The organism is Streptomyces sp. WAC05292, from assembly GCF_003949955.1.
In the GTDB taxonomy this organism is placed as follows: Bacteria; Actinomycetota; Actinomycetes; order Streptomycetales; family Streptomycetaceae; genus Streptomyces; species Streptomyces globosus.
Map to the genome: position 1 here is coordinate 1 of NZ_RPSE01000137.1, position 14,315 is coordinate 14,315.

The 14,315-nt window shown below is 71.7% G+C and carries 5 protein-coding genes, 1 tRNA gene, 2 rRNA genes and 1 pseudogene; 1 reads left to right on the plus strand and 8 read right to left on the minus strand.

Annotated features, from left to right (window positions below):
- The 5 genes and pseudogenes from EF903_RS16675 to EF903_RS16695 form a co-directional block, all read right to left on the minus strand.
- Positions 1–462, minus strand: a pseudogene (locus tag EF903_RS16675) (30S ribosomal protein S12 methylthiotransferase RimO); the annotation flags it as partial.
- A gap of 114 nt (positions 463–576) precedes the next feature.
- A complete protein-coding gene (locus tag EF903_RS16680) occupies positions 577–1,470 on the minus strand; it encodes a helix-turn-helix domain-containing protein (protein WP_125544029.1) in 894 nt (297 codons plus the stop codon).
- 254 nt (positions 1,471–1,724) lie between these two features.
- Positions 1,725–4,511, minus strand: a complete 2,787-nt coding sequence (locus EF903_RS16685; RefSeq protein ID WP_125544030.1) for a DNA translocase FtsK — start codon at positions 4,509–4,511, stop codon at positions 1,725–1,727.
- 163 nt (positions 4,512–4,674) lie between these two features.
- Complete coding sequence (locus EF903_RS16690; protein ID WP_114054462.1) at positions 4,675–5,352, minus strand: two-component system response regulator; 678 nt, start codon at positions 5,350–5,352, stop codon at positions 4,675–4,677.
- Positions 5,353–5,580: 228 nt separating this feature from the next.
- On the minus strand, positions 5,581–11,097 hold the full coding sequence (locus EF903_RS16695; RefSeq protein ID WP_185902691.1) for a HAMP domain-containing protein: 5,517 nt from the start codon (positions 11,095–11,097) through the stop codon (positions 5,581–5,583).
- Positions 11,098–11,321: 224 nt separating this feature from the next.
- Here EF903_RS16695 and EF903_RS16700 point away from each other — a divergent pair, with 224 nt between their 5' ends.
- The gene (locus EF903_RS16700; RefSeq protein ID WP_125544032.1) at positions 11,322–13,847 is read left to right on the plus strand and encodes a SpoIIE family protein phosphatase; all 2,526 of its coding nucleotides are present in this window, start codon (positions 11,322–11,324) and stop codon (positions 13,845–13,847) included.
- Between the two features lie 108 nt (positions 13,848–13,955).
- Here EF903_RS16700 and EF903_RS16705 read toward each other — a convergent pair.
- From EF903_RS16705 to EF903_RS16715, 3 genes are all read right to left on the minus strand, one after another.
- A tRNA-Thr gene (locus EF903_RS16705) sits at positions 13,956–14,031 on the minus strand.
- 5 nt (positions 14,032–14,036) lie between these two features.
- A 5S ribosomal RNA gene (gene rrf / locus EF903_RS16710) occupies positions 14,037–14,153 on the minus strand.
- Between the two features lie 75 nt (positions 14,154–14,228).
- A 23S ribosomal RNA gene (locus EF903_RS16715) occupies positions 14,229–14,315 on the minus strand; the annotation flags it as partial.

A 14,315-nucleotide genomic window follows, 5' to 3' on the forward strand; every position in this document is an offset into this window, starting at 1 on the left:
GTGCCCGGGCAGGGCGACGTCGGCGGCCTGGCGTTCGGCGGGGCTGATCGGCAGCAGCTTGCGGCGGTCGCGCGGGGTGTGCGCCTCGACGCTGCCGCCGCTGAGGATCACCTGGAGGCGGTTGGAGATGTCGGCGTAGTCGTCGAAGCCGAGCACGCCGTCGGCCTCGGGGAGGGCGTCGGCGAGTTCCTTGCCGTAGCGCTCGGCCATGCAGCCGACGGCGACGACGGCCTGGGTGCGCCCGTGGTCCTTGAGGTCGTTGGCCTCGAGGAGGGCGTCCACGGAGTCCTTCTTCGCGGCTTCGACGAAGCCGCAGGTGTTGACGACGGCGACGTCCGCTTCGGCGGCGTCCTCGACGAGCTCCCAGCCATCCGCCGCCAAGCGGCCTGCGAGCTCCTCCGAGTCCACCTCGTTACGGGCGCAGCCAAGAGTGACAAGGGCGACGGTGCGGCGTTCGGGCATGGACTCAAGACTACTTTGTCCGAACGGCGCCCCCTGCCCCAAGGCCCGGCAAACCAAGATCCCCGGGGTGCCGTGCGACACCCCGGGGATCCGGAATTCCGTATTCAGCGCAGCTCAGCCTGCCTGGGCCGGTCCCTGGACGGGATCGTCCTTGGTGTATGTGAGGCGTTCCACCTGGCCCGGCTGGAATTCGTCCTTGATCTCCTTGCCGTTCACGAAGAGCGTGACGACACCGGCGTCGCCGATCACGAGGTCGATGGATTCCTTGTCCGTGAAGGTCTTGGACTCGCCGAGGTCCAGGGTTCCGTCGAAGAGCAGCCGGCCGCTGTGGTCCTTGGCGGAGATCCAGCTGTCGCCGTCGCTGGCGGTCAGGACGACCGTGACGAGGTCCTTGGGCGCGGCGGCGATCGCGCTGTCGGAAGGCTCCGGCTTCGGCGCCGCCGGGCTCTGCTGGGGCTGCGCCGGCTTGCCGGCGGGCTGCTTGGGAGCGGCCTTGGGGGCGGGGGAGCCCTCGGCCTGGGGCCGCTTCTCCCCGGCCCCGCCGCCGCCGAAGGCGGTGAAGCCGACGAAGCCGATCACGGCGACGATGGCGGCGACCATGGCGGCGGTCCAGTTGGGCCGCTGCCGCTCGGGGCGGATCCGCTCCGCGTCGAACATGGGCGCGGCCGGAGTCGGCGCCGGCCGGCCGCCGTGTGCCGCGTCGTACGCCTCGACCAGGGGGGCCGGGTCGACGCCGACGGCGCGGGCGAGGGTGCGGATGTGGCCGCGGGCGTACACGTCACCGCCGCACCGCGTGAAGTCGTCGGCCTCGATCGCGTGCACGATCGGGATGCGCACGCGCGTCGTGGAGCTGACCTCGTCGACGGTGAGCCCGGCAACGATCCGGGCCTTCTTCAGGGCCGTCCCGATGGACGGTCCTTCGGAAGTGCGTTCGGTGGGGCGGTCCTCGGACCGGTCGCCGGTCGAAGGACGCTCATCTTCGGGGGAGTTGGAGATGCCGATGGACACGAGGGCGCCTTTCGAGCGTGTAGCCACCTGCTGGATGTCCAGTCTAGGGGGGTGACGAAAGGGAGGAGCAACCGGAGGGGTGGACTCCGTACGCCATCCGAATGGCGTGCCGGGGCCCGTGCCGTTTCGGCGGCCGCCCGGACCCGCACGCGCACCGGGTACCGCACCGGACGGTGCCGCCACCCCCCTCAACTAGACGTGGGCCCAACGGAAACGGTTGCCCGCGAAATCCACCCGGACCCGGCCCGCCGCCCCTACGGCGCCTCGCCGCGGATGACCGCGAGGACCCCGTCCAGTTCGTCCGCCTTCACCAGGACGTCGCGCGCCTTGGAGCCCTCGCTCGGCCCCACGATCCCCCGCGACTCCATCAGGTCCATCAGCCTGCCCGCCTTGGCGAAGCCCACGCGCAGCTTGCGCTGGAGCATCGACGTCGACCCGAACTGGGTGGAGACCACCAGCTCGGCCGCCTGGCAGAGCAGGTCGAGGTCGTCGCCGATCTCCTCGTCGATCTCCTTCTTCTGCTGCTGCCCGACGGTGACGTCGTCCCGGAAGACCGGCGCCATCTGGTCCTTGCAGTGCCGGACGACCTTGCCGACCTCCTCCTCGGTGGCGAAGGCGCCCTGGAGGCGGACCGGCTTGTTGGCGCCCATCGGCAGGAACAGCCCGTCGCCCTTGCCGATGAGCTTCTCGGCGCCCGGCTGGTCCAGGATGACCCGGCTGTCGGCGAGAGAGGAGGTGGCGAACGCGAGCCGCGAGGGCACGTTCGCCTTGATGAGGCCCGTCACCACGTCCACCGAGGGGCGCTGCGTGGCGAGCACCAGGTGGATGCCGGCCGCGCGGGCCAGCTGGGTGATGCGGACGATGGAGTCCTCCACGTCGCGCGGGGCGACCATCATCAGGTCGGCGAGCTCGTCGACGATCACCAGGAGGTACGGGTACGGGCTGAGTTCCCGCTCGCTGCCCGGCGGCAGCTTGATCTTGCCCTCGCGGATGGCCTGGTTGAAGTCGTCGATGTGCCGGTAGCCGAAGGCCGCCAGGTCGTCGTAGCGCAGGTCCATCTCCCGCACGACCCACTGGAGGGCCTCGGCGGCCCGCTTGGGGTTGGTGATGATCGGCGTGATCAGGTGCGGGATGCCCTCGTACGCGGTCAGCTCGACCCGCTTGGGGTCGATCAGCACCATGCGGACGTCCTCCGGCGTGGCCCGCACCATGATCGACGTGATCAGGCAGTTGATGCAGGAGGACTTGCCGGAGCCGGTGGCGCCGGCGACCAGCACGTGCGGCATCTTCGCGAGGTTGGCCATGACGTAGCCGCCCTCGACGTCCTTGCCGAGCGCCACGAGCATCGGGTGGTCGTCCTCGGCGGCGTCCGCCAGGCGCAGCACGTCGCCCAGGTTGACCATCTCGCGGTCGGTGTTCGGGATCTCGATGCCGACGGCAGACTTGCCGGGGATCGGGCTGATGATCCGGACGTCGGGGCTCGCGACCGCGTACGCGATGTTCTTGGTCAGCGCGGTGATCCGCTCCACCTTGACGGCCGCGCCGAGGGTGACCTCGTAGCGGGTGACCGTCGGGCCGCGGGTGAAGCCGGTGACGTCCGCGTCGACCTTGAACTCGGAGAAGACGTTGCGCAGGGAGGCGACGACGGCGTCGTTCGCCGCGCTGCGCGTCTTGCCCGGCCCGCCGCGCTCCAGCAGGTCCAGCGAGGGCAGCGCGTACGTGACGTCCCCGCGCAGCCGGAGCTGCTCCGCCCGGGGCGGCAGCGGCTGCGGCTCCGGCGGCGCCTTGGTCAGGTCCGGCACGGACAGCGTCCCCGATGCCGCGGCCGTGGTGTCGTGCGGCAGCCCGTCGGCCGGCTCCGGCGCTGCGGCACCGCGCGCACCGGCGGGCGCGCCGGGCTTCGCGCCGGCACGGGCCGGAGGCACCGGCGCGGTGGGCTCCGCGCCGTCCTGGCCGGCGGTGATCCCCTGGGTGAGGCCGGCGACCACCGGCGAGGGCGGCATCCCGCCGAGGACGACCCCGTCCAGGGCGGCAGCGGCGGCCGCGGCCACGTCGACGGCGTCCATCTCCCGCTCCACCGCGGGGTCGACCGGGGTCCGGCGCGGCCGGCGCCGGCGGGCGGCCAGGGCCTGCTCCTCGACGTCCACCGGGTCCGGGCCGGCGTCGGCCGGGCCTCCGCGGGCCCGCCACTGCTCGGGGTCGTGGCGGCCGCGCCGGGCGGCGGGGGCCGGCCCGTACTCCTCGTCGTACTCGTTGGGGGCGATGACGCCGAGCCGGATCCCGAGCCGGCGCAGCCGCTCCGGGATGGCGTTGACGGGCGTCGCGGTGACCACGAGCAGCCCGAAGACCGTCAGGAGGACCAGCATCGGCACGGCCAGCGGCGCACCCATGGTGAAGATCAGCGGCTTGGACGCGGCCCAGCCGACCAGGCCGCCCGCGTCCTGCATCGCGGTGGTGCCCTCGCCCCGGCCGGGCGCGCCGCAGGCGATGTGGACGAGGCCGAGGACGCCGACGGCCAGCGCGGACAGGCCGACGCCGATCCGGCCGTTGGCGTCGGGCTCGTCGGGATGGCGGATGAAGCGGACGGCCATCACGCCGAGGATGACCGGCACGAGCAGGTCGAGCCGGCCGAAGGCGCCGGTGACCAGCATCGTGACCAGCTCGCCGACCGGACCGCTGAGGTTCGACCAGGTACCCGCGGCGACGATCAGCGCGAGGGCGAGCAGCAGCAGCGCGACGCCGTCCTTGCGGTGCGCCGGGTCGAGGTTCCTCGCGCCCTGCCCGATCCCGCGGAACACCGCGCCGACGGCGTGCGCGCAGCCCAGCCAGACGGCGCGCACCAGCCGCACCACTCCCCCGGTCGGGGAGGGGGCGGGCTTCGGCGCCGCCTTCTTGGCGGGGGCCCGCTTGGCGGGCGCCTTCCGCGGGGCCGCGCCGCGTGCGGGAGCCGCCTTCTTCGCCGGCGCCGTCGTACGGCCGGTGCGGCCCTTCGCGGTGCCCGCCGTGCTCTGGGAACCCTTGCCGGACGTACGTGAGGCCATGGGCCCGAGGTTACCGGTGTGCACGCCGGTGGACACGCGTGCCCACCCCTTCACCCGTTCGTGTCGCCCACGAGAGCGTCGGTTTGACGACCCGCCAGACCTTCCCCACCCGCGCGCCACCGGCGCCCGGCACAGGGCGCCGGCCCGGACGGCGGCGGTCCGGTCAGTGCTGCGCGGGCATGACCTGCGCTCCCCCGCCCGACCCCGGCTCCAGCGCGTCCAGCGCCCGCCGCAGCCCGGTGAGCTTGCGCTCCAGGTGTGCCGCGGTCGCCACGACCGCCGGATCGGCGGCCTCCTCGCCGAGCTGCTTCGTCAGCGCCTCGGCCTGCTCCTCCACCGCCGCGAGCCGCGCAGACAGCTCGGCGAGCAGCCCGGCGGTCTCCTTGCCCCCGTCGGCCGTGCCGCCGCCCTCCAGCTGGAGCCGCAGCAGCGCCGCCTGCTCCCGCAGCCGGCAGTTCTTCGTGTACAGCTCGACGAACACGGAGACCTTGGCCCGCAGCACCCACGGGTCGAACGGCTTGGAGATGTAGTCCACCGCGCCCGCCGCGTACCCGCGGAAGGTGTGGTGCGGACCGTGGTTGATGGCGGTCAGGAAGATGATCGGGATGTCCCGGGTCCGCTCCCGCCGCTTGATGTGCGCGGCCGTCTCGAAGCCGTCCATGCCGGGCATCTGCACGTCCAGCAGGATGACCGCGAAATCGTCCGTGAGCAGCGCCTTGAGCGCCTCCTCCCCGGACGACGCCCTGACCAGGGTCTGATCGAGCGCGGAGAGGATGGCCTCCAGCGCCAGCAGATTCTCCGGCCGGTCGTCGACCAGGAGGATCTTGGCCTTCTGCACCATGCCCTGTCCTCCTCGCCCCGGCACGGGGCCTCCCCGGCTCCTGGCTCCGGCGTGCGCGCCGGGCCCCGCCCCAGAGGACGGCATCCTTGCGCCGCCCGTCCTTGTGCCGGTCATCGTAGCCCCAGTCCCGAGATCGCCACACCCTGTCACCGAGATGTCACTGTGCACGAATGGGAAACGGGGCGGGGAGCCCGGGGGTTCCCCGGATGCCCCCTCCCCGCACCCGTCCTACCCGCGCATCCACTGCTCCATCACCGACAGCAGGTAGTCCGGGTCGACCGGCTTGGTGACGTAGTCGGACGCCCCGGAGTCGATGGCCTTCTCCTTGTCGCCCTTCATCGCCTTCGCGGTGAGCGCGATGATCGGCAGCCCGGCGAACTGCGGCATCCGCCGGATCGCCGTCGTCGTCGCGTACCCGTCCATCTCCGGCATCATGATGTCCATCAGCACGACCGCCACGTCGTCGTGCTGCTCCAGCACCTCGATGCCCTCCCGGCCGTTCTCCGCGTACAGCACCGCCAGCCCGTGCTGCTCCAGCACGCTGGTGAGCGCGAAGACGTTCCGGACGTCGTCGTCGACGATGAGCACCTTCTCCCCGTGGAAGTCGTACGCCGGCGGCGGCGCCTGCTCCTCCTGCGGGGCCGTCCAGCCCTCCTCCGGCGCCTGCCGGGCCGGCCGGGCGGGTACGGAGGCCGTACGCGGCTCCGGCTCCCCGCCCGCCGCCTTGCGGCGGCGCCGGAACAGCGCCGTCCCGCTCTGGCCCTGCCCGCCGTGCGCGGCCGCCGGCGGGGCCGGCTGCGGCTGCGCCGCGGGGAGGGCCGCCGGGGCCGCCGGCGCCGGCAGCTCCCGCGTCCCGCCCTCCGGCAGGCGGTGGCCCTCCGGCCGGCCGCCGCCGGGCTGCGGGGAGGCGTACCCCTGGGGCGGCAGCTCGCTCGGGTGCAGCGGCAGGTACAGCGTGAAGGTGGAGCCGCGGCCGGGCTCGCTCGCCGCGTGGATCTCGCCGCCCAGCAGCCGGGCGATCTCCCGGCTGATCGACAGCCCGAGGCCCGTGCCGCCGTACTTCCGGCTCGTCGTCCCGTCCGCCTGCTTGAACGCCTCGAAGATCACCAGCATCTTGCTCGCCGCGATCCCGATGCCGGTGTCCGTCACCGAGAACGCGATCAGGTCCCCGTCGGCCTCGCGCAGCGAGCCCGCCTCCAGCAGCTGCTCCCGGATCGCCGGCGGCACGTCCGATCCCGCCGGGCGGATCACCAGCTCCACCGCCCCGGTGTCGGTGAACTTCACCGCGTTCGACAGCAGGTTCCGCAGCACCTGGAGGAGCCGCTGCTCGTCGGTGTGCAGGGTGGCGGGCAGCTCCGGGGAGACCCGTACCGAGAAGTCCAGGCCCTTCTCCGCGGTCAGCGGCCGGAACGTCGCCTCCACGTAGTCGACGAGCTGCACCAGCGCGATCCGTGTCGGCGAGACGTCCATCTTGCCCGCCTCGACCTTCGACAGGTCGAGGATGTCGTTGATCAGCTGGAGCAGGTCCGAGCCCGCCCCGTGGATGGTCTCCGCGAACTCCACCTGCTTGGGCGACAGGTTCTCGTCCGCGTTGTCGGCCAGCAGCTTCGCCAGGATCAGCAGCGAGTTCAGCGGCGTCCGCAGCTCGTGCGACATGTTCGCCAGGAACTCCGACTTGTAGCGCATCGAGACCGCGAGCTGCTCGGCGCGCTCCTCCAGGACCTGCCGGGCCTCCTCGATCTCGGTGTTCTTCACCTCGATGTCGCGGTTCTGCTGCGCCAGCAGCTCCGCCTTCTCCTCCAGCTCCGCGTTGGCGGCCTGGAGCGCCTTCTGCCGGTTCTCCAGCTCGTCGGAGCGCTCGCGCAGCTGCTCCGTCATCTCCTGCGACTGCTTGAGCAGCATCTCCGTCTTGGAGTTGACGCTGATGGTGTTGACGCTCGTGCCGATCATCTCGGCGATCTGGCTCAGGAAGTCCTTCTGGATCTGCGTGAACGGCTGGAACGACGCCAGCTCGATCACGCCCAGCACCTTCCCCTCGAAGAGCACCGGCAGCACGATCACGTGCGCCGGCGGCGCCTCCCCGAGACCCGAGGAGATCTTCAGGTAGCCCGGCGGGGTGTTCTCGACGAGGATCGTCCGCTTCTCCTCCGCGACCGTCCCGATCAGCCCCTCCCCCGGCCGGAACGCCGTCGGCATCTGCCCGCCCGCGTACGCGTAGCTCCCGCGCATCCGCAGCTCGTACGAGCCGTCGGGGCCGCCCTCGGTGCCGATCTCGGTGGTCCCGCCGGCCGGCGTCGCGAGGAAGAACGCCCCGTGCTGCGCCGACACCACCGGGGTCAGCTCGCTCATGATCAGCGAGGCGACGTCGTCCAGGTCGCGGCGGCCCTGCATCAGGGCCGAGATCCGGGCCAGGTTGCCCTTGAGCCAGTCCTGCTCCTTGTTCGCCAGCGTCGTGTCGCGCAGGTTGGCGATCATCGTGTTGATGTTGTCCTGGAGGACCTGGATCTCGCCCGCCGCGTCCACGTCGATCTTCAGGTTCAGGTCGCCGCGGGTCACCGCCGTGGCGACGGCCGCGATCGCGCGGACCTGCCGGGTGAGGTTGCCGGCCATCTCGTTCACGGACTCGGTCAGGTCCCGCCACGTGCCGTCGACGTCGCGCACCCGCGCCTGCCCGCCGAGGATGCCCTCGGTGCCCACCTCGCGCGCCACCCGCGTCACCTGCTCGGCGAACGACGACAGCTGGTCGACCATCGTGTTGATCGTGTTCTTCAGCTCGAGGATCTCGCCCCGGGCGTCGATGTCGATCTTCTTGGTCATGTCGCCCTTGGCGATCGCCGTCGTGACCATGGCGATCTGCCGCACCTGCCCGGTCAGGTTCGAGGCCATGAAGTTCACCGAGTCGGTGAGGTCCTTCCACGTCCCCGACACCCCCGGGACGTGCGCCTGGCCGCCGAGGCGGCCCTCGGTGCCCACCTCGCGGGCCACGCGCGTCACCTCGTCGGCGAACGAGGACAGCGTCTTGACCATCGTGTTGACCGTGTCGGCGAGCTGCGCGACCTCGCCGCGCGCCTCCACCGTCACCTTCTTGGTCAGGTCGCCGTTGGCGACGGCCGCCGACACCTGGGAGATGTTGCGCACCTGGGAGGTCAGGTTGTTCGCCATCAGGTTGACGTTGTCGGTCAGGTCCTTCCAGATGCCCGTCACGCCGCGCACCCGGGCCTGGCCGCCGAGGATGCCCTCGGAGCCCACCTCGCGGGCCACCCGCGTCACCTGCTCGGCGAACGACGACAGCTGGTCCACCATCGTGTTGACGGTCGTCACCAGCTCCAGGATCTCGCCCTTGGCGTCGACCGTGATCTTCTTGGAGAGGTCGCCGGTCGCCACCGCCGTCGTCACCTCGGCGATGTTGCGCACCTGCGAGGTGAGGTTGTTCGCCATGAAGTTGACGGACTGGGTCAGGTCCTTCCAGGTGCCGGAGACGCCCTTCACCTCCGCCTGGCCGCCCAGGATCCCCTCGGTGCCCACCTCGCGGGCCACCCGGGTCACCTGCTCGGCGAAGTTCGACAGCTGGTCCACCATCGTGTTGAGGGTGTTCTTCAGCTCCAGGATCTCGCCCCGGGCGTCCACGTCGATCTTCTGCGACAGGTCGCCCCGCGCCACCGCCGTCGCGACCTGCGCGATGTTGCGGACCTGCGAGGTCAGGTTCCCGGCCATGCCGTTCACGGAGTCCGTGAGGTCCCGCCACACCCCGGCCACGCCCGGCACCTGCGCCTGGCCGCCGAGGCGGCCCTCCGTGCCCACGTCCCGGGCCACCCGGGTCACCTGCTCCGCGAAGGCCGACAGCTGGTCGACCATCGTGTTGATGGTGTTCTTCAGCTCCAGGATCTCGCCCCGGGCGTCCACGTCGATCTTCTGCGACAGGTCGCCCCGCGCCACCGCCGTCGTCACCTGGGCGATCTGGCGCACCTGCGAGGTCAGGTTCCCGGCCATGAAGTTGACCGAGTCGGTCAGCTCCTTCCAGGTGCCCGACACTCCCTCGACGCGGGCCTGCCCGCCGAGCCGGCCCTCCGTGCCGACGTCCCGCGCCATGCGCGTGACCTGGTCGGCGAAGCTGGAGAGCTGGTCCACCATCGTGTTCACGGTGTTCTTCAGCTGGAGCATCTCGCCGGAGACGTCCACGGTGACCTTCTGCGACAGGTCGCCGTTGGCCACGGCCGTCGTCACCTGCGCGATGTTGCGGACCTGCCCCGTCAGGTTCCGGAAGGCGGTGTTCACCGAGTCGGTGAGGTCCTTCCAGGTACCCGCCGCGCCCGGCACCTGCGCCTGGCCGCCCAGCTCGCCCTCGACGCCGACCTCGCGGGCCACGCGCGTCACTTCCGCGCCGAAGGACTGCAGTTGGTCCACCATCGTGTTGACGGTGTTCTTCAGCTCCAGCATCTCGCCGGCGACGTCGACCGTGACCTTCTGCGACAGGTCGCCGTTGGCCACGGCCGTCGTCACCTGCGCGATGTCGCGCACCTGCGTGGTGAGGTTGCGGAAGACCGTGTTCACCGAGTCGGTGAGGTCCTTCCAGGTACCCGCCGCGCCCGGCACCTGCGCCTGGCCGCCCAGCAGGCCCTTGGCCCCGACCTCGCTGGCGACGCGCGTGACCTCGTCCGCGAACGTCCGCAGCGTCTCGGTCATCTGATTGATCGTTTCGGCCAGCTGTGCGACCTCGCCGCGGGCGCTGACCCGCACCTTCTGCGACAGGTCGCCGTTCGCGACGGCCGTCGTGACCTGCGCGATCCCCCGCACCTGGGCCGTCAGGTTGCCCGCCATCGTATTGACGGAGTCGGTGAGGTCCTTCCACACGCCGGCGACGCCGGGGACCTGCGCCTGCCCGCCGAGCTCGCCTTCCGTGCCCACCTCGCGGGCGACCCGCGTCACCTCCGAGGAGAACGACGACAGCTGGTCGACCATCGTGTTGACGGTGTTCTTCAGCTGGAGCATCTCGCCGGCCACGTGCACCGTGACCTTGCGCGACAGGTCGCCCTTCGCCACAGCCGTCGTCACCAGGGCGATGTCACGCACCTGAGCGGTGAGCCGGTACGCCATCGTGTTGACGGAATCGGTCAGGTCCTTCCACGAACCCGACATTCCGCGCACCTGGGCCTGTCCGCCGAGCTTGCCCTCGGTGCCCACCTCCAGCGCCACCCGCGTCACCTCGTCGGTGAACGCGGACAGCTGGTCGACCAGGTTGTTGACCGTCCGCCCGACCTTAAGAAACTCCCCGCGCAGCGGGTGCCCCGCCCCGTCCGCCGTCTGCGTCCGCAGGTCCATCCGCTGGTCCAGGTCGCCCTCGGCGACAGCCGACAGCACCCGCCCGACCTCGGACACCGGCCGCGCCAGATCGTCGACGAGCTGGTTGGACGCGTCGATCGCGGCCGCCCAGGAGCCCTCGCAGGCACCGACTTCCAGCCGTTCGCTCAGCTTGCCCTCGCGCCCGACCGTGCGCCGGACCCGGGACAGCTCCCCGGTGAGGTGCAGGTTGCGGTCGGCGACCTCGTTGTAGACGGCGGCGATCTCCGCCATCACCCCGTCGCCGGACACCGTCAGCCGCTTGCGGAAATTCCCGTCCCGCATCGACACCAGGGCCGTGAGCAGCCGGTTCAGGGCGGCGGTATCCACCTCGGTCGTCCCGTTCCGGCGCGACCTGCCACCCTTCGCGCGCGTTCCCGTACGCCGCACCGCTGCGCCAGACTCCACCGTGTCCCTCCCGAAAGGGTCGACCGCACATCCACCGGCACACGGCGTGGCACGCCGTGCAAACCGATCCTGCCCAGTGTTTCACCCTGGCCGAACCCGGCGATAACACTTCGGCACCATCGCACACCGGCCGCCCCGCCGGGTGGAATCCCCGGTGACGGCCCCTGCCGCCCGGGAAGGTAAGTAACCTGGCATCCGATGTACCACCGCGTCGAAGGAGACTCGTGATCACGGCTCGGGCGGCTGCCAGCTTCGACCCCCAGGGGCGCTCGGTCGCCTCCGCCCGCCTGTTCGTCCGCGACACCCTGCAGGGCTGGGGCTTCGCGGACATCGTCGACGACGCCGTCGTCCTCACCAGCGAACTCGTCACGAACGCCGTCGTCCACGCCGGTACCAGCGCCGAGGTCCTGTGCCTGCGCACCGAGGACGGCGTCCGCGTCGAGGTCGCCGACCGCTATCCGGAGCGCGAGCTGCCGCTGCGGCACCCCGGTGACCGGCCGTACGCCGACCCCGACCGGGAGAACGGCCGCGGCCTGATGCTCTGCGCCGCGCTCGCCACCCGCTGGGGCGTCGAGTACACCGCCACCCACAAGCACGTGTGGTTCCGCCTGGACCTTCCGGACCGCCCCGTCGGCACCCGCTCCGCCGGCCCGGTCGTGCCCGACAAGCTGCTGCCGCTCGCCGACAGCCGGGTCCGCGTCGCCGTCGTCCAGGTCGACTCCGACGACCGCGTCTCCGCCTGGAACGAGGACGCGGAGCACGTCTTCGGCCATCCCGCCTCCAAGGCCATCGGCCGCCCCCTCGCCGAGCTCGCCGCCTGGCCGCAGACGCCGGGGACCGGCACCGGCATCGCCGAGGCCCTGCGCCTGTCCCGCTGGGAGGGCAGCTACGGCATCCGCGGCGCCGACGGCCGGGTCATCCCCGTCTACGGCTCCCACCTGCGGGTCCGCGATGCGCACGGCGATCCGTCGATCGTCTGCCTGCTCGTCCACGACGACGAGCGCGCTCTCCTCCAGACTCCCGTACGGGTGCCCGCGGCGGACGGCGGCCAGCTCGCCGAGGCCCGCCCGGCGGACCCCTTCGAGGTGTTCATCGGCTCGCCCGCCCCCGACGACCTCGACGGCCTGCTCCAGCGGACCGTCGAGCGCGCCCGCGACATGCTCGACGCTGACGCCGCGTTCCTGCTGCTCGCCACTGACGACGAGACGGAGCTGGAGGTCCGCGCGACGACCGGCCTCCCCTCGGCCCGGCAGCGTTTCGCCCGCGTCCCCGTCGAGGCGGGCGCCAGCCGCTACGGCTCGGCCCGCATGCCCGCGGTCCACGAGGACCTGACGGCGGTCCCGGGCGCCGTCCCCCTGCTGGACGGCACGGGCATGCGCTCGGTGGTCACGGTCCCGCTGAAGGTGGAGGGCCGGCTGACGGGCTCCCTCGGCGTGGCCGCGGAGAACCCGGGCCGCTACTCGAACGCGGAGGCGCTGCGGCTGCAGTTCGCAGCTGACCGGATCGCGCTCGCGGTGGAGTCGGCCCGCCTGGGCGAGCTGGAGCGGTTGCGCCGCGGCTCGCTGTCCTTCCTCGTCGAGGCCTCGGACCTGCTTGCCGGCACCCTGGACCGGGACCAGACGCTGGCGCTGATGGCGCAGATGACCGTCCCGACGCTGGCCACCTGGTGCGCCGTGTACACGATCGCCGACCAGTCCTCGGACCCGTACCTGTCGTACGTGCTCCACGAGGACGAGGAGCGCATCGACGGCCTGAAGGCCCTGCTGTCGCGGGTGAGCCCGCCGGAGCCGGTCCGGGAGGCCGGCGCCCGCATGTGGCGGGAGGCGGCGACCGCGGTCGGCGGGGAGACGGTGGTCCTGCCGCTACTGGCCCGCAACCGCGTCATCGGCATGCTCACGCTGGGCAAGCCGTCCGGGGAGCACTTCCGGCAGGAGATCCTGGAGCTCGCCGACGACCTGTCGCGCCGGGCGGCCCTGGCCTTGGACAACGCCCGCCTGTACTCGGAGCGCACGGCGATCAGCCGCTCGCTCCAGCGCAGCCTGCTCCCGCCGGGCTCGCCCGCGATCCCCGGCATGGAGGTGGAGGTCATCTACCGGGCGGCCGGAGAGGGCAACGAGGTGGGCGGCGACTTCTACGACGTCTTCCCGATCCGCGACGGCGCGTACGGCTTCGCCATCGGCGACGTGTGCGGTACGGGCCCGGAGGCGGCGGCGGTGACGGGCCTGGCCCGGCACGCCCTGCGCCTGCTGGCCAGGGAGGGCCTGGGCGGGCCGGCGGTACTGGAGCGCCTGAACGCGGCGATCCTCGACGAGGGCGCCCGCAGCCGCTTCCTCACCCTCCTGTACGGGGAACTGCACCCGCGGGAGGACGGCAGCGCCCTGATGAAGGTGGTGTGCGCGGGTCATCCGCTGCCGCTGCGCCTGCGTCCGGACGGCGAGGTGGTGCCGGCGGCGGAGCCGCAGCCGCTGCTGGGCGTCATGGACGACCTGGAGTTGTACGAGGAGACGGTCACGCTGGAGCCGGGCGATGTCCTGCTGTGCGTCACGGACGGGGTCACGGAGCGCCGCGAGGGCAGCCGCATGCTCGGCGACGACGGCCTGACGGAGGTTCTGACGACGTGTACGGGCCTGACGGCGGGCGCGGTGGCCGCCCGGGTCCTGCGCGCGGTGGAGCGCTTCGCGGCGGAGCCGGCGTCGGACGACATGGCGATCCTCGCGTTCCGCGTCCCGCAGCCGCGCACGGGCGACTGAGCGTTCCGGTACGGGCTCCGGCCTCCTTGCGGGGGCCCGGAGCGTCTGTACGCGTGGCGGGGCGGGAAAACAAAAAAAGGCCCCCGCCGATGGCGGGGGCCTTTTCGATGGAGCCCTTTAACGGAATCGAACCGTTGACCTTCTCCTTACCATGGAGACGCTCTACCGACTGAGCTAAAAGGGCGGGTTGTTCGGCGGCGTCCTACTCTCCCACAGGGTCCCCCCTGCAGTACCATCGGCGCTGAAAGGCTTAGCTTCCGGGTTCGGAATGTAACCGGGCGTTTCCCTAACGCTATGACCACCGAAACACTATGAAGTTGAACTCAAGCCGACAAAAGCGAGTTCGTTGCTTCAGAACTAACACAGTGGACGCGAGCAACTGAGGACAAGCCCTCGGCCTATTAGTACCAGTCAGCTCCACCCGTTACCGGGCTTCCACATCTGGCCTATCAACCCAGTCGTCTACTG